The organism is Orrella dioscoreae, assembly GCF_900089455.2.
GTDB classification, from domain to species: domain Bacteria; phylum Pseudomonadota; class Gammaproteobacteria; order Burkholderiales; family Burkholderiaceae_B; genus Orrella; species Orrella dioscoreae.
Window position 1 is genome coordinate 4,819,962 of record NZ_LT907988.1, and the last position, 21,883, is coordinate 4,841,844.

Below are 21,883 nucleotides of genomic sequence, written 5' to 3' on the forward strand. Positions count from 1 at the left end.
CCCTCAAGCCCATCGACCGGGAAGCCCGCATGTATACCCTGCTCATCGCCAACAAGAACTACTCATCGTGGTCCATGCGGGCCTGGCTTGCGCTGCGCGCGACGGGCGTGCCCTTCCAGGAGCGCAAGCTCACGCTCTTCTCGGCGGAGTTCAGCCGCGAGATTGCCGGCGCCAGCCCTGCCGGGCTTGTCCCGGTCCTGCTCGATGAAGGCTTCGCCGTGTGGGACTCGCTGGCGATCTGCGAATACGTGGCCGAGCGGCACCCGCAAGCCGGTCTGTGGCCCGCCGAGGCGCGTGCCCGCGCCCGCGCGCGCTCGCTGGCCTCGCAGATGCACAGCGGCTTCATTCAGCTGCGCAGCGCGCTGCCCATGAACATCGAAGCCAACCTGCCCGGCATCGACTTCCCGCAAGCCGCGCGCGAAGACATCGCGCGGCTGCAATCGCTGTGGCTGGACACGCGTCGCGAATTCGGCCGCAGCGGCCCGTTCCTCTTCGGCAACTTCTCGGCCGCCGATGCGTTCTATGCCCCGGTGGTCAGCCGCTTCCAGACCTACGGCATCACGACATCGGCGCCGGTGCAGGAATACATGGACGCCGTCTGCGGCCTGCCCGCCTTCCAGCAATGGTGCCAGGAAGCGCGCGAGGAAGGCGTCTTCGTGCCGGAAGACGAACCCTACCGCAAGCAGCGCTGAGCCCCCCAGCAAGCGGCTTTACAGCACGCCCGCCTTGCGCAGGATCTCCTGCGTGGCGGGCTCGCAGGCAAGTGGCTTGCCCGCGTCCAGCTCGCAACGCTGCGCGCCATCGCCCGTCCACACGTCATAGAGCTTGCCCGGCGCCTCATCGCGCCCTGGCAGGTTGCGGCCATCCCAGCGGCCCCAGCTCACGCGCAGTGGCGAACCGGCGCCGCACTTGCGGCCGCCCTGCTTTTCACACGCGCTGAAGGCCGCCTGCAGCGCGGCCAGCTCGGTGGGGTAGCCGCACACCAGGCCTTGCGACAGTTCGTTGCCCGAGCCCGCGTGCACCGCCGCCACCCAATTGCCGGCGCACAGCGCCTGCACCGTCACCGAGGGATCGGTGCCAGGCCGGCCCTGGCCGCGCTGGCGCAGCACCAGCGCGGGCACGTCATCCTGCTTGAGCGTATCGACGAAGAACAGGCGGCAGGCGGCTTGCGGTTCGCACACCTGCACGATCACCAGCCGGTTGGGGCCTTCGACGTTGCCATGCACCGTCAGCGGCGTGCCAGTGGGCGCGGGCGGCAGGGATTGCTGGTCCTGCGCCTGGGCGCCGCCGGCCAGGCCGGCGAGCAAGGCGGCAACCGCCAGGGCGGCAGGCAGGGAAGAATGGGGCTTGCGTCGTGATGACATGCGGGTCTCCTCTGTCGTCCTGCGGACGCGGTGGAACGCGTGGGCCAACGTGACCTGGTCGGGATCGACCCGGTCAGATCGATTCGTCCATGTGGAACAACCGCCGGTGCTCGCGGATGGCGTAGCGGTCGGTCATGCCGGCAATGTAATCAGAAATGGCGCGGGCCTGCGCGGTGCCGCCCCTGCGCCGGTAATCCGGGGGCAGCAGTCGCGGTTCGTCCAGGAAGGCGTTGAACAGCTCTCGCACGATGCGCCGCGCCTTCGTGGTCATGCGCATGACCTTGAAATGGCGGTACAGATTGGCGAACAGGAAACGCTTGAGTTCCTCGGCTTCGCGGCGCACGGGTTCGGAGAACCCCGCCAGCGCCGGGCTGCCGCGCACGTCGTCGACGCTGCGCGGATCGGCGTCGGCAATGCGCCCGGCCGTGGACGCGGTCAGGTCGGTGATGAACGCGTTGATCATGCGGCGGATCGTCTCGGTCGTCAGGCGCTTGGCCGGCAGCCCGGGATACTGGGCTTCGACGCCGCGATAGTGACGCGCAAACCCCTCCAGCTCCAGCAAGCCGTCCAGCGTGATCAGGCCCGATCGCAGGCCGTCGTCGATGTCGTGGTTGTTGTAGGCGATCTCATCGGCCAGGTTGGCCAGTTGCGCCTCGACCGAAGGCTGGCTGCGGTCCAGGAAACGCTGGCCCACTTCGCCCAGCAGCCGCGCATGGGCCACCGAGCAATGCTTCAGGATGCCCTCGCGCGTCTCGAAGCACAGGTTCAGGCCGTTGAAGGCCGCATAGCGCTCTTCGAGTTCGTCGACCACGCGCAGGCTTTGCAGGTTGTGCTCGAAGCCGCCCGCCTCGGGCGCGCGCTCGCGCATGCAGGCGTTCAGCTCATCTTGCCCGGCATGGCCGAAAGGGGTGTGCCCCAGATCGTGCGCCAGCGCGATGGCCTCGATCAGGTCTTCGTTCAGGCGCAGGCTGCGCGCCAGCGTGCGGGCGATCTGCGCCACTTCCAGGCTGTGCGTGAGCCGCGTGCGGAAGAGATCGCCCTCGTGGTTCACGAAGACCTGGGTCTTGTATTCCAGGCGGCGGAAGGCGTTGGCGTGGATGATGCGGTCGCGGTCGCGCTGGAACTCGCTGCGGTTGGCGGGCGCGGCCTCGGGATGCTGGCGGCCGCGGGTGCGCGCGGGGTCGCAGGCGTAGGGCGCCAGGCCCGCTGGCGGAGGCGCGCCAGCCGCGGGGGTGGCCGCAGGGACGGCCTTCGTTGCAATCACGTCGGCCGTCCCGGTCATGCTGGGCTCGCTTGCTGGGGATCCAGGTTGATGGCCTGTTCGACAGGCAGGCAGGAGGTCAGCGCCAGCACCTCGCGCACCGCCGCCTCCGGCGCGCGCTGCGTCACCGCGCGGCCGATTTCAGGCAAGAGCACGAAGCGGATCTCGCCGCCCTCGGCCTTCTTGTCCACGCGCATGAGGTCCAGCGCGCGGTCCGCGCCCAGGTCGGGCGACACCACCGGGCAGCCGATGGCATCGACCAGCGCGCGCACGCGCGCCACGTCCGCCGCGGGAAAGCCGGTGACGCGCGCCGACAGCTCGGCGGCCTGCACCATGCCACAGCCCACGGCCTCGCCATGCAGCCACTCGCCATAGCCCAGGCCCGCCTCGATGGCGTGGCCAAAGGTGTGGCCCAGGTTCAGGATGGCCCGCAGGCCCGACTCACGCTCGTCCTGCGAGACCACATGGGCCTTCAGTTCGCAGGAACGCTGGATGGCGTAGGTGAGCGCCTGCGGGTCCAGCGCGCGCAGCGCGGCCGCGTTGGCTTCGCACCATTCGAAGAACGGCGCGTCGAGGATCAGGCCGTACTTGATGACCTCGGCCAGGCCGGCCGAGATCTCGCGCGCCGGCAAGGTGCGCAGCACGTCGGTATCGATTTCCACCGCCACCGGCTGGTGGAAGGCGCCGACCATGTTCTTGCCCAGCGGATGGTTGATGCCGGTCTTGCCGCCCACCGAGGAATCGACCTGGGCCAGCAGCGTGGTGGGCACCTGCACGAAGCGCACGCCACGCATATAGGACGCGGCGGCGAAGCCGCACATGTCGCCGATCACGCCGCCGCCCAGCGCCACCAGCACGCCCTTGCGGTCGTAGCGGTGGCTGAGCAGGCCGTCGAAGATCAGGTTCAGGGTCTGCCAATCCTTGTGCGCCTCGCCATCGGGCAGCTCGATGCGCACCACCCGCTTGCCCGTCCTGGCCAGCGCGGCCTCGGCCCGCTCGGCATACAGCGCCGCAATGGTGGGATTGGTGACCAGCGCCACCGCGGTGGCGTCGGCCGGAATGCTCTGCGCCAGGGCGTCCAGCCTGCCCGGGGCGATATGGATGGGGTATTGGCCGCCCGGCGTGTCCACGGCAACGGTCGTCATAGTCGTTTCTCGCAATCTTGCAGCAGGGGGAGGATGGTCTTGACCACGGTGGGCACGGGCATGGCGCCGGTTTCCACGATCAGGTCCGCCACCTCTTGGTAGAGCGGCTCGCGCTGGGTCAGCAGGCTGGCCAGCGTGGCGCGGGGATTCGGGGTGGCCAGCAGCGGCCGGTTCCGGTCACGGCAGGTCCGGCGATACAGTTCATCGACGTTGGCCCGTAGATAGACGATGATGCCGGACGTCTTGAGGGCCTGGCGGTTGGCCTCGGCCAGGACGGCGCCGCCGCCCGTGGCCAGCACGATGCCGCGGCGCGCGACGCAGGCGGCCAGCGCGGCGGACTCGCGCTTGCGAAAGCCCGTTTCGCCCTCGATCTCGAAGATGGTGGGGATCCGGACGCCGCAGCGCGCTTCCAGTTCGTGGTCCAGGTCCAGGAATTCGCGGCCCAGCGCACGGGCCAGGCCCCGGCCGATGGTGGTCTTGCCCGCGCCCATCATGCCCACCAGGATGATGGGCAGGTCATGAGGCAGCGACACGGTCTCGGCCGGCGGCTGGGGGACGGGGTCGGGGGCCGGTGCCGCGTCAGGGCAGGGACTCGAAAGCGCGTTCATCCCGGCATTATCACACTGCGCGGAGTTGCCGGGGCGCTACACTGAACGATTCGGTTACAGAAACCTCTGGCCTACCCGGGTGTCTATGTAAGCTACCCCGTAAAATCGCTGGCGATGAGCAAAACCCCCTCCCCCCGTACCAACAAGCGCGACGAGGCCCCGGCGGCCTCCTCCGGCTCGTGGATCACCCGCTTCCTGGTCAAAAGCGCCATTTTCTTCGCCGGCCTGGGCCTGTGCGGTGCATTGCTGGTCGGGATGGCGCTTGCGCTGGCCTGGCCCAACCTGCCCGACCTGAACGCCATGACGGACTACCGCCCGCGGGTGCCGCTGCGCGTCTTCACGGCGGACAACGTCCTGATCGGGGAATTCGGCGAGGAACGCCGCAACGTCCTGCGCTTCAACGAGATTCCCGACGTGATGAAGTCGGCGGTGCTCGCGGCCGAGGACGACCGTTTCTACCAGCACGGCGGCATCGACTGGATGGGGGTCGCCCGCGCCGGCCTGACCAACATCATCAACATGTCCAAGAGCCAGGGGGCCAGCACGATCACCATGCAGGTGGCGCGCAATTTCTACCTGTCCTCGGAAAAGACCTATTCGCGCAAGTTCTACGAACTGCTGCTCACGTTCAAGATCGAATCGCAGCTCACCAAGGACCAGATCCTCGAGCTGTACATGAACCAGATCTACCTGGGCCATCGCGCCTACGGCTTCGCGGCGGCCTCGCGCACCTATTTCGGCAAGCCGCTGGCGGAAGTCACCGCCGCCGAGGCCGCCATGCTGGCCGGCATCCCGAAGGCGCCCTCGCGCTTCAACCCCATCGCCAACTTCCCGCGCGCCGAGCTGCGCCAGCGCTATGTGCTGGGCCGCATGCAATCGCTGGGCTACCTGACGTCCGACGAATACAAGACCGCGATGGCCGAGAAGATCGAGCTGCGCTCGGCCCAGGGCACGCCCGCCGGCGGCTACGCCATCCACGGCGAATACGTCGCCGAACTGGCGCGCCAGCTGCTCTACGGCGTGTACCAGGACAACGTCTATTCGCGCGGCCTGAACATCTACACCACCGTCACCTCCAAGGACCAGGAGGCCGCCTATCGCGCCGTGCGCGAAGGCATCATGGACTACACCCGCCGCGCGCCCTACCCCGGCCCCGAAGAACAGCTGGAGATGCCCGCCGGCATCGAGAACAACGCGGCGGCGCTGGACGAATTCCTGGACCCGGTCTTCGACAAGTACCCCGACAGCCAGGACATGCTGACCGGCGTCGTGCTGGCGGCCAGCCCCACGGAAGTCCGCGTGGCGCGAAGCTCGCGCGAAACCGTGGTGATCAACGACAAGAAGTCCATCGCCATCGTGGCGCGCGCGCTGAATGACCGCGCCAAGCCCGAGGCGCGCCTGCGCCGCGGCTCGGTGGTCTACCTGCACAAGAACGGCGACGACTGGGAAATCCTGAACATGCCTTCGGTGCAGGCGGCCTTCGTGTCGGTCGTGCCGCAGGACGGCGCCATCCGCGCCATGATCGGCGGCTTCGACTACAACCGTGGCAACTTCAACCGCGTGACGCAGGCCTGGCGCCAGCCGGGCTCCAGCTTCAAGCCCTTCATCTATGCGGCCTCGCTGGAGCGCGGCCTGACGCCCGCCACGCAGATCTCGGACATGCCCTTCGAGATGACGGCCGCGCAGACCGGCTCGCGGGCCTGGTCGCCGAAGAACTACGGCGGCGCCTACGAACCCATGCTGACGATGCGCAACGCGCTGTACAAGTCGAAGAACATGGTGTCCATCCGGATCCTGCAGGCCATCACGCCGCAGTATGCGCAGGACTACGTGACCCGCTTCGGCTTCGACAAGTCGCGCCAGCCCGCCGTGCTGCCGATGGCGCTGGGCGCGGGCCAGGTCACCCCGCTGCAACTGGCGGGCGGCTACTCGGTCTTCGCCAATGGCGGCTACCGCATCACGCCCTACCTGATCGACCGCGTCACCGACGCGACCGGCCGCACCATCATGCAATCGCGTCCCACGGTGGCCGGCGACGCCGCGGCACGCGCCATCGACCCGCGCACCGCCTACGTCATGGACGACATGCTGCGTGGCGTGGCCACCTCGGGCACGGCGGCGCGCGCCCGCGCCATCCTGAAGCGCGGCGACATCGCCGGCAAGACGGGCACCACCAACGACTCGGTCGACGCCTGGTTCGCCGGCTACACGCCGTCGCTGGTGGGCATCGCCTGGATGGGCCACGACCAGCCGCGTTCGCTCGGCTCGCGCGAGACGGGCGGCGGCGCCTCGATGCCGATCTGGGTGAACTACATGCAGACGGCCCTGAAGGGCGTGCCGGAGCAGCAGCGCACACGTCCCGACGGCCTGATCGTGGACGGCGGCGAGTTCTACTTCTCCGAATTCCCGCCCGGCCAGGCCGTGGCCCGCCTGGGCCTGCCCGAGCCGGACTCGCTGGGCGACTTCCTGAACAACCTGATCGGCGGTGGCGGCCCCACCCCGCCCGAGTTGTCGCAGGACGGCAACCCGCCCTGGCGCGAAGGACAGCACGTCACGCCATGACGAATGAAAGAGGGCGGCCAGCAAGGCCGCCCTCTTTCATTGCGCGGCACGGCTTGCGCCTGTCAGACCGCCCCGCGCGTCTCCACGTACAAGGCATACAGCGAATGGCTGCTCGCCATGAACAGCCGGTTGCGCTTCGCGCCGCCGAAGCACAGGTTGGCGCAGCGCTCGGGCAGGCGGATGTGGCCGATGGGCTTGCCCGCGGGATTGAAGACCATCACGCCGTCCAGCTCCTCGGGCTTGGCCTCGGGCGCGCCGCTGCTGCCCCAGCCGCACCACAGGTTGCCCGCCTCGTCGCACTTGATGCCGTCGATGGCGCCGGGGCCGTTGGCGTCGATGTGCAGGCGTTTGTTCGAGAGCGTGCCGTCGGCGCCCACGTCATAGGCCCAGATGCCGCGCGACGGCTGGCGCCGTCCTTCCACCACGTACAGCACCTTCTCGTCCGGCGAGAAGCACAGGCCGTTGATGCCGGCCAAATCGTCCAGCAGGCGCGTGACCTGCTTGCCGTCGGGGGCGATGCGATAGAGCCCGTGCGGCAGTTCGGGCGTGGCCTTCTCGCCTTCCCAGTGCCCGCCGATGCCGAAGGGCGGATCCGTGAACCAGATGGAGCCATCGCTGCGGCACACGATGTCGTTGGGTGAGTTGAAACGCTTGCCTTCATAACGGTCGGCCAGCACGGTGATGCTGCCGTCGTATTCCGTGCGGGTCACGCGGCGCGTCAGGTGCTCGCACACCAGCAGGCGGCCTTGCCTGTCACGCGCCAGGCCGTTGCTGAAATTGGCCGGATGACGGAAGACGCTGGCCTCGCCCGTCGTCTCGTCCCAACGGATGATGCGGTCGTTGGGAATGTCCGAGAACAGCAGGTAGCGGCCATCGCCCACCCACACCGGCCCTTCGGCCCAGCGAAAGCCCGTGGCCAGCTGCTCCACGCTGCTGCTGTAGATGCGGTACTTGGCGAACTCAGGGTCCAGGATGCGCACCGCCGGGTCGGGATAGCGCTGGTTGGGCGTGAAGGAAAACGCCTGCGCCTGAACCATGCCCACGGGTGCGGCGGCCAGGGCCGCCCCCATCAGCCGGCGCCGGCCGGGTTGCGTCAGATCGGTGCTGTCCATCGATGTCTCCTCTTTTTCGATGTTGCGATGGCAGGAAGAAAAACGGCCTGTCGCAAGACAGGCCGCCTGGAAAATCGTGCGCGGCCCAACCAGACCAAGCCCGGACCGCAACGCGCAGTCAGGTCACCGGTCCCGGGTTGAAAAGCGCCAGCGCATTGTGCAGCTTCAGCTTCTCGGCACAGGTCTGCTTGCGGCCGCTGGCCACGTCCAGCATCAGGTGAAAAAGCTCCCAACCCACATCCTCGATGGTGGCCTCGCCGGTGGCGATACGCCCGGCGTTCACGTCCATCAGGTCATGCCAGCGGCGCGCCAGGTCCGAGCGCGTGGCCACCTTCACGACCGGCACCTGCGCCAGGCCATAGGGTGTGCCGCGGCCGGTGGTGAACACATGCAGCGTCATGCCCGCGGCCAGTTGCAGGGTGCCGCAGATGAAGTCGCTGGCGGGCGTCGCGGCGAAGATCAGGCCCTTCTGCGCCAGCCGGTCTCCGGGTGACAGCACGCCGGTGATGGGCGTGGTGCCCGACTTCACGATGGAGCCCATCGCCTTCTCGACGATGTTCGACAGCCCGCCCTTCTTGTTGCCGGGCGTGGTGTTGGCGCTGCGGTCCGCGCGGCCGCGTTCCAGGTAGGCGTCGTACCAGGCCATCTCGCGCACCAGCGCCTCGGCCACCTCGGGGGTGGCTGCGCGTGCGGTGAGCTGGTCGATGCCATCACGCACCTCGGTGTTCTCCGAGAACATCACGGCCGCGCCGCCGCGCACCAGCAGGTCCACCGCGAAACCCAGCGCCGGGTTGGCGGTCACGCCCGAGAAGGCGTCGCTGCCGCCGCACTGCACGCCCACCACCAGGTCGGAGATGGGGCAGGTTTCGCGCTTGCGCGCATTCAGCTTCTGCAGGTGGCGCTCGGCCGTCTGCATGATGGAATCGATCATCGACTGGAAGCCGACGTTGGCCTCGTCCTGCAGCACGATGGTCTCGACCGCATCGGCGCCCGGCATGCCTTCGCCGGCGCGGATGGGAATGGCGCGCGGCGCCAGCAGGCGATCGGGCTGCAGCTTCTCACAGCCCAGGCTCACCACCATGGTGGTGCCGCCGAAGTTCGGATTGCGGCTGATGTTGTGCAGCGTGCGGATGGGCACGGCCGCGCCGGGTGCGTCGATGGCCACGCCACAGCCGTAGGTGTGCTCGATGCCGACCACGTCGTCCACGTTCGGATAGCGCGGCAGCATTTCCTCGCGGATGCGGCGCACCGCGTGCTCGACCACGCCCTGCACGCATTGCACGGTGGTGCTGATGGCCAGGATGTTGCGCGTGCCGACGGTGCCGTCGGCGTTGCGGTAGCCCTCGAAGGTATAGCCTTCCAGCGGCGGCAGCGCTTCCCCCTTGCGCGTGGCGATGGGCAGCTTGTCATCCAGTTCGGGCGCAGTGGGCATGGTGGTGACGCGCTCGTTCACCCAGCTGCCGCGCGGCAGGGCCTGCGCGGCATAGCCCACCACCACGTTGTAGCGCATGACCGCGTCGCCGGGCGCGAAGTCGACCAGCGCGACCTTGTGGCCCTGCGGCACGGCCTCGACGAGCGCGAGGCCGCCAGGCAGCGTGGTGCCCGCGGGCAGGCCTCCGTCGTTGGCGACGATGGCAACGTTGTCCAGAGGATGGACCTTGATGAGCAAAGGGGCTTGCCCGACTACGACCGACATGGAGATTCCTTTATTGGCTTGAGCGCGACAGCTCGCCAGCACGCCGCCTCGTTATCGTACAACCAAACCACTATTCTGAGGTTATCCAGACGTCCAACCATGGGATTTCCCTATGTGTGGCAGTTTTCCCACGACCTGCAGGCTTGAGGCCTCAGGATTCCTGTTGTACGATGACATACCTTTTGGCGGCCGGTGCAAGGCGCCGCCCTACCCGGGCCGACTCGACCATTCGATTCGGCCCCATACGGACGCTTCAGTCATGACCACTCCTCAGGAACTCAAGGCAATCGTTTCGGAAGGCCTGCTCTCCTTCCCGATTACCGACTTCGACAAGAACGGCGACTTCAACGCCAAGACCTATGCCGCCCGCCTGGAATGGCTGGCCCCCTACGGTGCCACCGCGCTGTTCGCCGCCGGCGGCACGGGTGAGTTCTTCTCGCTGGCTCCCCAGGAATACTCCGACGTCGTGCGCACCGCCGTCCAGCACTCCAAGGGCGTGCCCATCCTCGCCGGCGCAGGCGGCCCCACCCGCACCGCCATCGCCTACGCCCAGGAAGCCGAGCGCCAGGGCGCCAAGGGCGTGCTGCTCATGCCCCACTACCTGACCGAAGCCGCCCAGGATGGCATCGCCGCACACGTCGAACAGGTCTGCAAGGCCGTGCCCAACATGGGCATCATCGTCTACAACCGCGCCCAGTCCCGCCTGAACGCCGACAGCCTCGTGCGCCTGGCCGACAAGTGCCCCAACCTCGTCGGCTTCAAGGATGGCATCGGCGAGATCGAAGCCATGGTCAGCATCCGCCGCAAGCTTGGCGACCGCTTCTCCTACCTCGGCGGCCTGCCCACCGCCGAAGTCTACGCCGCCGCCTACCGCGCACTCGGCGTGCCCGTCTACTCCTCGGCCGTCTTCAACTTCATCCCCAAGACCGCCATGGCGTTCTACCGCGCCATCGCCGCCGGTGACAGCGAGACCACCAACCGCCTCATCGACGACTTCTTCCTGCCCTACCTCGACATCCGCAACCGCAAGGCCGGCTACGCCGTGTCGATCGTCAAGGCGGGCGCCAAGCTCGTCGGCCATGATGCCGGCCCCGTCCGCGCGCCCCTGACCGACCTCACCGAAGAGGAAGTCGCCATGCTCGACGTCCTCATCCGCAAGCTCGGTCCGCAGTAAGGCTCTCCCGCCTGCCTCACGCCCCCGCCTCGGGGGCTTTTTCGTTTTCGCCACGTTCCGCGCGGCGCCGGCCCTCGGGCCTGGCGCGCCTGGAACGCCCAACCAGGAGATCGACCATGTCTTTGACCGGCAACATGCTCATCGGCGCGCAAACCGTGCGCGGTGAAGGCCGCCCCCTGCATGCCATCAACCCCGCCACCGGCGAGAAGCTGGAGCCGGGCTTTCCCGCCGGCACCGCCGCCGACGTGAACCGCGCCGCCGAGCTGGCCCAGGCCGCCTTCGACGTCTATCGCAACGTGCCGCTGGAGACCCGCGCGCAGTTCCTGGAAACCATCGCCCAGAACATCCTGGACCTGGGTGATGCGCTGCCCGAACGCGCCCACCTGGAAACCGGCCTGCCGCTGGCCCGCCTGCAGGGCGAGCGCGGCCGCACCGTCGGCCAGCTGCGCCTGTTCGCGCGCGTGATCCGCGACGGCTACTTCCTGGACGCCACCATCGACCCCGCCCTGCCCGAGCGCCAGCCGCTGCCGCGCGCCGACCTGCGCCTGGCCAACGTGCCGATGGGTCCGGTCGTCGTCTTCGGCGCCAGCAACTTCCCGCTGGCCTTCTCCGTCGCCGGCGGCGACACCGCCTCGGCCCTGGCCGCCGGCTGCCCCGTCATCGTGAAGGCGCACAACGCCCACCCCGGCACCTCGGAACTGGTGGGCCGCGCCATCCAGGCCGCCGTCGCCAAGCACGGCCTGCCCGAAGGCACGTTCTCGCTGATGTTCGGCTCGGGCAACGAGATCGGCACCGCCCTGGTCGCCCATCCCGCCATCCAGGCCGTGGGCTTCACCGGCTCGCGCCGTGGCGGCCTGGCCCTGCTGGCCACCGCCAATGCCCGCGACGTGCCGATCCCCGTCTACGCCGAGATGTCCAGCATCAACCCCGTGTTCCTGCTGCCCGCCGCGCTGGAAGCGCGTGGCGACGCCATCGCACGCGGCTTCGTCGACTCGCTGACGATGGGCGTGGGCCAGTTCTGCACCAACCCCGGCCTGGTCATCGGCATCGAAGGTCCGGCGCTGGACCGTTTCCGCGACGCCGCCGCCAAGGCCGTCGCCGACAAGGGCGCCGCCACCATGCTGACCCCGGGCATCTTCAGCGCCTATGAAGAAGGCTCGCAAGCCCTGGCCAAGCACGGCGACGTGAAGGAAATCGGCCGCGGCGCTGCCTCCAACCCCGCCTGCAACGCCGCCGGCCCGGTCGTGTTCTCGGCCCAGGCCGACCGCTTCCTGGCCTCGCGCGAACTGGAAGCCGAAGTCTTCGGCCCCGCCTCGCTGGTCGTCGCGTGCAAGGACCTCGCGCAGGTCAAGGCCGTCGCCGAGCACCTGGAAGGCCAGCTGACCGCGACGCTCTTCGTGGACGACGCCGACATCGCCCAGGCCCGCGAGCTGCTGCCCGTGCTGGAACGCAAGGCCGGCCGCATCCTGGCCAATGGCTACCCCACCGGCGTGGAAGTCAGCCACGCCATGGTGCACGGCGGCCCCTTCCCCGCCACGTCCAACGGCGCCACGACCTCGGTCGGCGCCACGGCCATCCGCCGCTTCCTGCGCCCGGTCTGCTACCAGGACCTGCCCGACGCGCTGCTGCCCGAAGGCCTGAAGCGCGAAAACCCGCTGGGCCTGCCGCGATTGGTGGACGGCACGCTGCAAGCCGGCAAGTAAGCACGCGGCGGGATACGCAGACACACAAGCCCCTTGTCCCGCGCATCGCGCGGACTTGCAGCCCCCTTCCGCTCGAAGGGGGCTTTTTTTCATCCGGTGCATGCCATGCGCGCGGCGCGCAGCCTTGCCGCAGCACGCTTGCAAGGGATGCGCGATAATGCCGCGTTTGCCCAGAGTACGGCTCAAGAGGTTGTTCGCACGGGCGCGAGCGGGGCCTTCATTCCCTTGGCCTCCACCCCTCCGTTTCCTGTCGGCCGCCACGCGGCCGCGACACCGCCCCAGACAACAAGATGCCCACTTACCGTTCCAAGACCTCCACCGCCGGCCGTAACATGGCGGGCGCGCGCTCCCTGTGGCGCGCCACCGGCATGAAAGACGAAGACTTCTCCAAGCCCATCATCGCCGTCGTCAACTCGTTCACCCAGTTCGTGCCCGGCCACGTGCACCTGAAGGACCTCGGCCAGCTCGTCGCGCGCGAAATCGAAGCCGCGGGCGGCGTCGCCAAGGAATTCAACACCATCGCGGTCGATGACGGCATCGCCATGGGCCACGACGGCATGCTGTATTCGCTGCCCAGCCGCGACATCATTGCCGACTCGGTCGAGTACATGGTCAATGCCCACTGCGCAGACGCGATGGTGTGCATCTCGAACTGCGACAAGATCACCCCGGGCATGCTCATGGCCGCCATGCGCCTGAACATCCCCGTCATCTTCGTGTCGGGCGGCCCGATGGAAGCCGGCAAGACGAAGCTGGCCAACCCGGCCACCAAGACCATCGAATTCAAGAAGCTGGACCTGGTGGACGCCATGGTGATCGCGGCCGACCAACGCTACTCGGACGCCGACGTGGCCGAGGTCGAGCGCTCGGCCTGTCCCACTTGCGGCTCGTGCTCGGGCATGTTCACCGCCAACTCGATGAACTGCCTGACCGAAGCGCTGGGCCTGTCGCTGCCCGGCAACGGCACCGTGGTGGCCACGCACGCCGACCGCGAACAACTCTTCAAGCGCGCCGGCCATCGCATCGTCGAGCTGGCCCGCCAGTATTACGAACAGGACGACGTGCGCGTGCTGCCGCGCTCGGTGGGCTTCAAGGCCTTCGAGAACGCGATGACGCTGGACATCGCGATGGGGGGCTCCACCAACACCATCCTGCACCTGCTGGCCATCGCGCGCGAAGCCGAGATCGACTTCGGCATGACCGACATCGACCGCATCTCGCGCATCGTGCCGCAGCTGTGCAAGGTCGCGCCCAACACCAACAAGTACCACATCGAGGACGTGCACCGCGCAGGCGGCATCATGGCCATCCTGGGCGAGCTGGACCGCGCGGGCAAGCTGCACACCGACGTGCCCACCGTGCACGCCCCCACGCTGAAGGACGCGCTGGCGCGGTGGGACGTCACGCTGACGCAGGACGAGGCGGTGAAGACCTTCTACCTGGCCGGCCCCGCCGGCGTGCCCACGCAGCAGGCCTTCAGCCAGGCCACGCGCTGGCCCAGCCTGGACCTGGACCGCGCCGAGGGCTGCATCCGCTCCCATGAGCACGCCTTCTCGAAGGAAGGCGGCCTGGCCGTGCTGACGGGCAACATCGCGCTGGACGGCTGCGTGGTGAAGACCGCCGGCGTGGACGAGAGCATCCTCGTCTTCGAGGGCAGCGCCCATGTCACCGAGTCGCAGGACGAAGCCGTCGAGAACATCCTCAACGACCAGGTCAAGGCCGGCGACATCGTCATCGTGCGCTACGAAGGCCCCAAGGGCGGTCCGGGCATGCAGGAAATGCTCTACCCCACCAGCTACATCAAGTCCAAGGGCCTGGGCAAGGAATGCGCCCTGCTGACCGATGGCCGCTTCTCGGGCGGCACCTCGGGCCTGTCCATCGGCCATTGCTCGCCCGAAGCCGCGGCCGGCGGCGCCATCGGCCTGGTGCGCAACGGCGACAAGATCCGCATCGACATCCCCAACCGCAAGATCGACGTGCTGCTCTCCGACGAAGAGCTGGCGCGCCGCCGCGCGGAACAGGACGCGCTGGGCTGGAAGCCCGCCAAGCCGCGCCCCCGCAAGGTGTCGGCGGCGCTGAAGGCCTATGCCAAGCTGGTGATGTCGGCCGACAAGGGCGCCGTGCGCGACCTGTCGCTGCTGGAAGACTGATGCGAGGCGGGCTCGCGCCCGCCCGGCACACGAAGACCGCGCGCTCGTACCCGCCCTCCGGCAAGCGGAGGGCGGCGCGGCAACCCTGCCTGTCCTGAACAGCCCCTCCCACACGGTTGCCATACCGGTTTCCACCTATGGAACCGCAATGGGTCCCCTGTTACGTTTCTCGTCGGCCGATACGGTCGCCCAGCAGGCGCCGGGATAACAGTTCCTGTCTTCCGCACCCCGGAACCGGGCCCACCGGCATGACGCAACCCGTTCCTTTTGCCGCCGGGCCGCCCCAAGGCAAAAGCGGCCCCCTCGGGGGGCAGCAAGCCGAAGGCGCGGCGTGGGGGTCCACCCGGTGGGTTGTCCGGCGCATCCCTGGATCAAAAATCTATACACCCGGAGAAGCCCCCATGACACGCACCGCCCTATCCTTCACGCTTGCCGGCCTCGGCTTGGCCGCCGGCGCCGCCTCGGCCGAAACCAGCGTGACCCTCTATGGCATTGCCGACGTCAGCATCCGCTACGTCAACACCAGCGACGGCGCCACCGGCGCGGACGGCAGCCGCGTCGGCCTGGCCAACGGCGCCATCTCCAACAGCCGCTGGGGCTTGCGCGGCTCGGAAGACCTGGGCGGCGGCAACCGCGCCTTCTTCCGGCTGGAGCAGGGCTTCAACATCCAGGACGGCCGCGCGTCCGACAGCGGCAGGACCTTCAACCGCCTGGCCTACCTGGGCCTGGACGGCCGCGAACTCGGCATCCTGACCCTGGGCCGGCAGAACACCGTCATCCAGGACCTGATGGCCGATCACTTCGATCCGCTGACCGTCGGCAACTACAACGAGAACTCCTGGTTGCCCGCCGCCATGGGGCGCGTGCGCAACGACAACACGCTGCGCTACGCGAACACCCTGGGCGGCCTGGCCATGGTGGCGTCGTGGGCCAATGGCGACAATTGGGATGACCGCAAGGCCGGCGAGCAGATGGGCGCCAGCCTGCGCTACACCGTGGGCCAGCTGGGCCTGGGCGCCGCCTACCAGCACACCCGCGCGGGCACGGACTCCAGCGCGCGCCAGCGCGTCTGGAACCTGAGCGCGTCCTACCAGTTCGACAGCGCGAAAGTGTTCGCGGGCTATTTCAACGGCCGCGACGAAACCGGCTGGGTCAACGCCGTCATGGGCGGCACCACCACCGCCGACCTCGAGCGCAAGGACAACGGCTATTTCGCGGGCGTGACCTGGCAGGCCGGCGGAAGCTGGACGCTGACCGGCGCGGCCTATTACGACAGGAGCAAGAACATCGTCGTGGACGGCGACAAGGGCAGGCGCTACGCGCTGGTGGGCGTGGCCGAATACGCGCTGTCCAAGCGCACGCAGGTGTACGGCACGGTGGACTACAACAAGGTCAGCGACGCCGCGGGCGGCGAGATCTCCGGCCGCAGCAGCGTCGTGGGCGCGGCCCTGGGCATGCGGCACATCTTCTGATGCCCTGCGCCGGCGCCGTCCGGTGCCGGCAACAGAAAAGGGCTGCAGCGAGGCAGCCCTTTTTCACAGGCGCGGCGCAATCACCGCGCCCCCACCCTGCCTACTGCTGCAGCTTCAGGTTGCCGTCCTTGATGATCTTCGCCCACTTCGCCTGCTCGGCCTGCTGGAAGGTGGCGAACTCGGCCGGCGAGTTGGGCGTGTAGGCCAGGCCCAGCGCCTTCATCTTCTCGGCCACGCCGGGCTTGGCGATGATGGCGGCGATCTCCTTGTTCAGGCGCTCGACCACGGGCGCGGGGGTCTTGGCCGGCGCGTAGATGGCCTGCCAGCTGCTTACGTCGAAGCCCGCCACGCCGGCTTCCTGCATCGTCGGGACATCCGGCAGGATGTCGGTGCGCTTGGCCGAGGTCACGGCCAGTGCACGGACCTTGCCGCTTTGCACGTGCGGCAGGGCCACCAGGGCCGTTTCGAACGAGGTGGGAATCTGGCCGCCGATCAGGTCCTGGATGGCCGGGGCGCTGCCGCGGTAAGGCACGTGCGTGAGCGAGGCGCCCGCCAGCTGCTTGAACACTTCACCCGACAGATGCTGCGAGGTGCCCTGGCCCGCCGAGCCGAAGGCGATCTTGTCCGGATCGGCCTTGGCCGCGGCCACCACGTCCTGCACCGACTTGTAGGGCTGGTTGGCGCCCACCAGCAGCACGTTGGCGATGCTGCCCAGCAGGATCACCGGCGCGAAGTCCTTGGCGGCGTCATAGTTGATGCTGGGCAACAGCGAGGGGTTGATGGCATGGGTGGCGATGGTGCCCAGCAGCAGCGTGTAGCCATCGGGCTTGGAACGCGCCACCTGGTCGGCCCCCAGCACACCGCCGGCGCCGCCCTTGTTCTCGACCAGCACCGTCTGGCCCAGCGCCTGGCCCAGTTCCTGGGCGATGGTGCGGCCCAGCACGTCGGACGTGCCGCCCGCCGCAAAGGGGACCACCAGCGTGATGGGCTTGCCGGCAGGCCACTCGGCGGCCTGGGCGGCCGCGCCGCAGGTCGCGGCCAGGACGAGGGCGGCGCCGGCGCGGCGCAGGAAGGGAAATGCCATGAACGTGTCTCCTTGTTGAGGGTGGGGCACGACTGACGCATCTTGTACGTTGTCGTATGACTTGATTTGCGCAAAGCATACTCGTCCCGAGCAATTCGCATCAATTTAGGGTAAATACGGGCTGCGTTTGATTTGAAGTGTTCTTGTTGTACGACAATGCCCGGCGTATTCTTGGCCTGTACATCCCTGGATGTCTCACGGCCCGGCCAGCCGCAAGCGGGCCCCGCGCTTTTTGCCACTGCTTTTTGCTAAAGTGAGCCCCGTGACGCCCCCTGCCCCCCAGACCTCCCCTTTTCCCCGCAAGTCGCGCAATCTCGCCCAGGCGCTCGTCGACGAGCTGACCATGCGTGTGCGCAGCGGCGCGCTTGCGCCGGGCGCCAAGCTGCCGACCGAGGCCGAGATCATGGCCGAGTTCGGCGTCAGCCGGACCGTGGTGCGTGAAGCGATCTCGCGCCTGCAGGCCTCCGGCCTCATGCAGACACGACACGGCGTGGGCACCTTCGTGAACGGGCCCGGCACCAGCGCCCCGTTCCACATCACCGCCGACCAGCTGGAAACCCTGCATGACGTGATCGCCATGCTGGAGCTGCGCATCGGCCTGGAAGCCGAGGCCGCCGCGCTGGCGGCGCTGCGCCGTACCGACGACAACCTGCGCGCCATGCGCGAGGCCCAGGCCGCGTTCTGGCAAGCCGTGCAGGCAGGCGAGGACGCCGTGCACGCGGATTTCCAGTTCCACCTGGAAATCGCGCGCGCCACGCAGAACCTGCATTTCAGCGCCATGCTGGGCGCGCTGGGCTCGACGGTGATTCCGCGCGCCCGCATCGCGCGCCAGCCCGTGGCCGACATCCAGCCCGAGATCTACCTCGAGCGCGTGCATGCCGAGCACGAATCCATCATCGCGGCCATTGCCTGTCACGATGCCGAATCGGCCCGCACCGCCATGCGCATCCACCTGGGCAACAGCCGTGAGCGCCGCCGCCAGATGAGCGAGGAATCGGCCATGCCCGGCGCGGGCAAGGCCTGACGGCAAGCCAGGCGAAAACAAGCGGCGCCCAAGGGCGCCGCTTGTTTTGCTTCAAGGCCCGCCAGCAGCCTTACTGCTGCGCCACCGCCGCCTTCACCTGCGCCTCCAGCTCGGCCTTCAGGCCGGGCTCGAGCTTCAGTTGGCGTGCCAATTCATCGAGATAGGCGCGCTCCATGAAGGTTTCCTCGTCCACCACCAGGAGGCTCGCCAGGTACATCTCGGCGGCCATCTCGGGCGTCTGCGCCGCGCGCGCCACGCCCGCGGGGTCCAGGGGCTTGGCCAGTTCGTCATGCAGCCAGCGGCGATCGGCGTCGTCCCCGCTCAGGCGGACGAGCTCGGCCTCCAGCTGCTGGGTTTCCTCCTGGCCGACATGGCCATCGGCCTTGGCTGCGCCGATCATGGCCACCAGGATGGCCGAGCTGTGCTGCTCGGCCTGGGCGGGCGGCAGGCGGTCGATCGTCTGGGGTTCCGGCAGGGCGACAGGCGCTGCCTGGGGCTGGCCGGCCGCGGCTTGCGCGGACTGCTGGCTCTGCCAATTGCCATAGGCCTTGTAGGCCAGCACGCCCAGGGCGGCCATGCCGCCATACAGCGCGGCCTTGCCGCCCAGCTTGCGGGCCTTCTTGTTGCTCAGCAGCATGGCCAGCGCGCCACCGCTCAAGGCGCCGCCGCCGAACCCCGACATGAGCGAGGACAGGCCGCCGCCTTCGGACTTGCCGCCTTTGCCGCCAGCCAGGCCGGCGAGGCTGCCCAGGGCGCCGCCGAGGCCCCCACCGAGACCGCCTTGGCCACCGCCACCCTGCTGGGCTTGGCGGGCGAGGCTTTGGCCGGATTGCAGGAGCTGGTCCAGTAACTGACGTGCGCTCAACTTGACCTCCAAAAAATGCGTAACGGAGCTTTCAGACAGCTGTCAGGCACTGAGGTTCCATCATCCCGTCCCCCTTTATTTTCCCCAGGGGCGGGAGCTTGCAGACACAGGAAAACACATCGCGAAACTTGAAACCCGCCCATGCGCCTTGCCATCATGGAAGCCCCTGATCCAAACGAAGGAGGTCGTTCCATGAAGCGATTCACGCAAGCAATTCTTCCCGCAGCCATCCTGGCTGCCAGCTTGGCGGGTGGCGCGGCTGTGGCGCAGACCGGCGCGCCTGCCGCGCAGCAGCAACCCCCGGCGATGCAGCAACCGGCAGCCATCCCCAACCCCTCGGACGCGCAGCTGGAGAAGTTCGCCGGCGCCTCCCAGAAGGTGGCCATGGTCGCCCAGGAATACCGCCCCAAGTTCGAAGCGGCGCCCGATGACGCCGCGCGCCAGGAAGTCCTGCGCGAAGCCGATGAAAAGATGGTGTCGCTGGTGCGCGCCGATGGCCTGACTGTCGATGAGTACAACGGCATCGGCCAGGCCGTGCAGCAGAATCCGGACCTGCAGCAGCGCGTGCAGGAGATGGCGCCCGACGCAGTCGCGCCGACACGCTGAGCGTCAGGAACAGGCCCAGCCTGTTCCACGCGGCCGCGCCGGGGGGATTCCGGCGCGGCCTTTTGTTTGCGCGGACGGATCAATCCAGCCGCTGCGCCAGCAGGTCGATGAACGCGCGCACCTTGGGCGGACGGTATCTCGCGCTGGGAAAGACGGCGTGGATGTCGCCGCGCGGCAAGTGCCATTGCGGCAGCACTTCGATCAGCCGCCCCTCGGACAAGTCCTGGGCGACGACGTAATCCGGCAGCACGGACAGGCCGGCGCCCTGCAGCGTGGCCGCATGGACCGCCAGGGTGACGTTGAACGACAGCGCCGCACGCAGCACCACGCTTTGCCGCTGCGACGCGTCCCGCGAAAAGGTCCAGCTCGTCGGATCGCGCAACGCAAGGTTGGCCACGAGGGGCAGCGCGGCGAGGTCCGCGGGTGCCGCCACATGCCGCAGCCGGGATCGCCATTGGGGCGCCGCCACCATGCGCTGTCCGAAGCCGCCGATACGGCGGGCCTGCAGGTGCTGCGCGGTCAGCCAACCCGCCCGGATCGCCACGTCGAGATCGCCGGACGCCAGGTCCAGCGTCTGGTCGCTGAAATGCGCTTCGACCTTGCACTGCGGATAGGCCTCTGAAAAGGCGGCAATCGCGGGGACGACCACGCTCACGCCATAGTCGAACGGCGCTGTCAGGCGCAGCACGCCTGACGGTTCGCTGGCAGCGTCGCTCAAGGCGCCGAACGCGGCATCGGCATCCTTCAGGATCTGCGCGCAACGCAGGTAAAAGGCTTCCCCCGCCTCGGTCACGTGCACCCTGCGCGTGCTGCGGATCAGGAGCGTGGTCCGGAACTGCCGTTCCAGCCGGGCCACCTGCTGGCTGACCACTGCCTTGGTGATGCCGAGGCGCTCCGCTGCCGCGGTGAACGTGCCGGCCTCCACCACCGCGACGAAATACGCCAAGCGGTTGAGGTTCCCCGTCCCGGGGAGATCGGCATGGATTTTATTGTTTGCTTTTGACATACGACCTGTTTAGATCGTATGGATTTATCTTGCAAGCGTCGCCCCCTAAGATGGCCCATCTGAACGAACCCGTCTTGCAAAGATGCAGCGACATGAAAACAGCCCTCCGTATCCTGGCGGCCTACGCCATGACCCTCCTGGCCGGCGGCGGCCCGCTCGCCGCCCAGGCAGCCGGCCAGCCCGCCTCCAGCCCCGGCGCCACGCAGCAGGCACTGACCGTCGAGGTCTTCAACCCTGGCGAGGCGGCGATCTTCGCCGTCTCGTCCGTGCTGGTGCAGGGCAAGCACGAGGCCATCCTGATCGACGCGCAGTTCTCGGCGGAGCAAGCGCGCAAGCTGGCCGACCGGATCAAGGCGAGCGGCAAGCGACTGACCACCATCTATGTCAGCCACGGCGATCCGGACTACTACTTCGGACTCGATACCCTGCGCCAGGCCTTCCCGGCCGCGCGCATTCTTGCCACGCCGCAGACCATCGCCCACATCCAGGTGACCAAGGACGAGAAGCTCAAGGTCTGGGGTCCGAAGCTGGGCGAGCATGCGCCCAGGCAGCTCATCGTCCCCGACGCCCTGCCAGGCGACACCCTGACGCTGGAGGGCCAGACGCTGCGCATCATCGGCCTGGATGGCCCGGCTCCCGACCGCAGCGTCGTCTGGATCCCTTCGATCAGGACCGTGGCCGGGGGCATTCCGGTCATGGCGGGCGAGCATGTCTGGATCGCGGACACCCAGACGCCGGCGTCCCGCCAGCATTGGCTGGCCATGCTGGATCGCATCACGGCGCTGCAGCCGGAAACCGTCATTCCCGGCCACTTCCTCGGCGCCATTCCGACGGGACTGGCCGCGGTGGACTTCACCCGCGCGTATCTGCGCGCCTTCGACGAGGAGGCCGCCAAGGCCGGCAACGCCGCCGAGCTGATCGCCGCGCTCAAGCGCCGCTATCCGGACCTGGGCGGCGAGACGTCGCTGGCACTGAGCGCCAAGGTCATCAAGGGCGAGATGCAATGGAAGTGACCCCCTGACGTCACGCCATGACATCAGGCGGGGGAGGT

At 68.3% G+C, this 21,883-nt stretch carries 18 protein-coding genes; 9 read left to right on the forward strand and 9 right to left on the reverse strand.

Annotation, left to right across the window (positions count from 1 at the left end):
* Positions 1–29: 29 nt before the first annotated feature.
* Entirely contained in the window at positions 30–692 is a 663-nt protein-coding gene (locus tag ODI_RS22055) for a glutathione S-transferase family protein (RefSeq protein WP_067757967.1), read from the forward strand.
* An 18-nt stretch (positions 693–710) separates the two neighbouring features.
* On the opposite strand, the gene ODI_RS22060 is transcribed toward ODI_RS22055, so the two are convergent.
* The 4 genes from ODI_RS22060 to ODI_RS22075 form a co-directional block, all read right to left on the reverse strand.
* Positions 711–1,364, reverse strand: coding sequence for a hypothetical protein (locus tag ODI_RS22060; RefSeq protein WP_067757970.1), 654 nt, complete (start codon positions 1,362–1,364; stop codon positions 711–713).
* A 73-nt stretch (positions 1,365–1,437) separates the two neighbouring features.
* Positions 1,438–2,646 carry a deoxyguanosinetriphosphate triphosphohydrolase gene (locus ODI_RS22065; RefSeq protein ID WP_082985458.1) on the reverse strand — a complete coding sequence of 403 codons (1,209 nt, stop codon included), beginning with the start codon at positions 2,644–2,646 and terminating at the stop codon, positions 1,438–1,440.
* On the reverse strand, positions 2,643–3,770 hold the full coding sequence (gene aroB, locus ODI_RS22070) for a 3-dehydroquinate synthase (RefSeq protein ID WP_067757973.1): 1,128 nt from the start codon (positions 3,768–3,770) through the stop codon (positions 2,643–2,645). The genes ODI_RS22065 and aroB overlap by 4 nt, the downstream gene beginning before the upstream one ends.
* A complete protein-coding gene (locus tag ODI_RS22075; RefSeq protein ID WP_067757976.1) occupies positions 3,767–4,378 on the reverse strand; it encodes a shikimate kinase in 612 nt (203 codons plus the stop codon). The genes aroB and ODI_RS22075 overlap by 4 nt, the downstream gene beginning before the upstream one ends.
* A gap of 114 nt (positions 4,379–4,492) precedes the next feature.
* On the opposite strand from ODI_RS22075, the gene ODI_RS22080 reads away from it, so the two are divergent.
* The gene (locus ODI_RS22080) at positions 4,493–6,940 is read left to right on the forward strand and encodes a penicillin-binding protein 1A (RefSeq protein WP_082985459.1); all 2,448 of its coding nucleotides are present in this window, start codon (positions 4,493–4,495) and stop codon (positions 6,938–6,940) included.
* 62 nt (positions 6,941–7,002) lie between these two features.
* Here the strand turns inward: ODI_RS22080 and ODI_RS22085 are convergent, their stop codons facing one another.
* Together ODI_RS22085 and garD are read right to left on the reverse strand one after the other, a co-directional pair.
* Positions 7,003–8,052, reverse strand: a complete 1,050-nt coding sequence (locus tag ODI_RS22085; protein ID WP_067757979.1) for an SMP-30/gluconolactonase/LRE family protein — start codon at positions 8,050–8,052, stop codon at positions 7,003–7,005.
* A 118-nt stretch (positions 8,053–8,170) separates the two neighbouring features.
* Positions 8,171–9,748 carry a galactarate dehydratase gene (gene garD, locus ODI_RS22090; protein WP_067757981.1) on the reverse strand — a complete coding sequence of 526 codons (1,578 nt, stop codon included), beginning with the start codon at positions 9,746–9,748 and terminating at the stop codon, positions 8,171–8,173.
* 259 nt (positions 9,749–10,007) lie between these two features.
* Between garD and kdgD the strand changes: the two genes are divergently transcribed.
* The 4 genes from kdgD (at position 10,008) to ODI_RS22110 (ending at position 16,247) form a co-directional block, all read left to right on the forward strand.
* Complete coding sequence (kdgD, locus tag ODI_RS22095) at positions 10,008–10,922, forward strand: 5-dehydro-4-deoxyglucarate dehydratase (protein ID WP_067757983.1); 915 nt, start codon at positions 10,008–10,010, stop codon at positions 10,920–10,922.
* Between the two features lie 116 nt (positions 10,923–11,038).
* Positions 11,039–12,625: an aldehyde dehydrogenase (NADP(+)) gene (locus ODI_RS22100; protein WP_067757986.1), complete on the forward strand. Its 1,587-nt coding sequence runs from the start codon at positions 11,039–11,041 to the stop codon at positions 12,623–12,625.
* Between the two features lie 290 nt (positions 12,626–12,915).
* The gene (ilvD, locus tag ODI_RS22105) at positions 12,916–14,775 is read left to right on the forward strand and encodes a dihydroxy-acid dehydratase (protein ID WP_067757989.1); all 1,860 of its coding nucleotides are present in this window, start codon (positions 12,916–12,918) and stop codon (positions 14,773–14,775) included.
* A 401-nt stretch (positions 14,776–15,176) separates the two neighbouring features.
* Positions 15,177–16,247, forward strand: a complete 1,071-nt coding sequence (locus tag ODI_RS22110) for a porin (RefSeq protein ID WP_067757992.1) — start codon at positions 15,177–15,179, stop codon at positions 16,245–16,247.
* Between the two features lie 100 nt (positions 16,248–16,347).
* Here the strand turns inward: ODI_RS22110 and ODI_RS22115 are convergent, their stop codons facing one another.
* Positions 16,348–17,331: a Bug family tripartite tricarboxylate transporter substrate binding protein gene (locus ODI_RS22115; protein WP_067757996.1), complete on the reverse strand. Its 984-nt coding sequence runs from the start codon at positions 17,329–17,331 to the stop codon at positions 16,348–16,350.
* 262 nt (positions 17,332–17,593) lie between these two features.
* On the opposite strand from ODI_RS22115, the gene ODI_RS22120 reads away from it, so the two are divergent.
* Entirely contained in the window at positions 17,594–18,355 is a 762-nt protein-coding gene (locus tag ODI_RS22120) for a FadR/GntR family transcriptional regulator (protein WP_269460523.1), read from the forward strand.
* 70 nt (positions 18,356–18,425) lie between these two features.
* Here ODI_RS22120 and ODI_RS22125 read toward each other — a convergent pair whose 3' ends face one another.
* Complete coding sequence (locus tag ODI_RS22125) at positions 18,426–19,220, reverse strand: tellurite resistance TerB family protein (RefSeq protein ID WP_067758002.1); 795 nt, start codon at positions 19,218–19,220, stop codon at positions 18,426–18,428.
* A gap of 192 nt (positions 19,221–19,412) precedes the next feature.
* Between ODI_RS22125 and ODI_RS22130 the strand changes: the two genes are divergently transcribed.
* Positions 19,413–19,826 carry a DUF4168 domain-containing protein gene (locus tag ODI_RS22130; RefSeq protein ID WP_067758395.1) on the forward strand — a complete coding sequence of 138 codons (414 nt, stop codon included), beginning with the start codon at positions 19,413–19,415 and terminating at the stop codon, positions 19,824–19,826.
* Positions 19,827–19,905: 79 nt separating this feature from the next.
* Here ODI_RS22130 and ODI_RS22135 read toward each other — a convergent pair whose 3' ends face one another.
* On the reverse strand, positions 19,906–20,772 hold the full coding sequence (locus ODI_RS22135; RefSeq protein ID WP_408635871.1) for a LysR family transcriptional regulator: 867 nt from the start codon (positions 20,770–20,772) through the stop codon (positions 19,906–19,908).
* 152 nt (positions 20,773–20,924) lie between these two features.
* Between ODI_RS22135 and ODI_RS22140 the strand changes: the two genes are divergently transcribed.
* Positions 20,925–21,845 (forward strand): MBL fold metallo-hydrolase, encoded by a 921-nt coding sequence (locus ODI_RS22140; protein WP_082985470.1) that lies wholly within the window; start codon positions 20,925–20,927, stop codon positions 21,843–21,845.
* Positions 21,846–21,883: the final 38 nt, after the last annotated feature.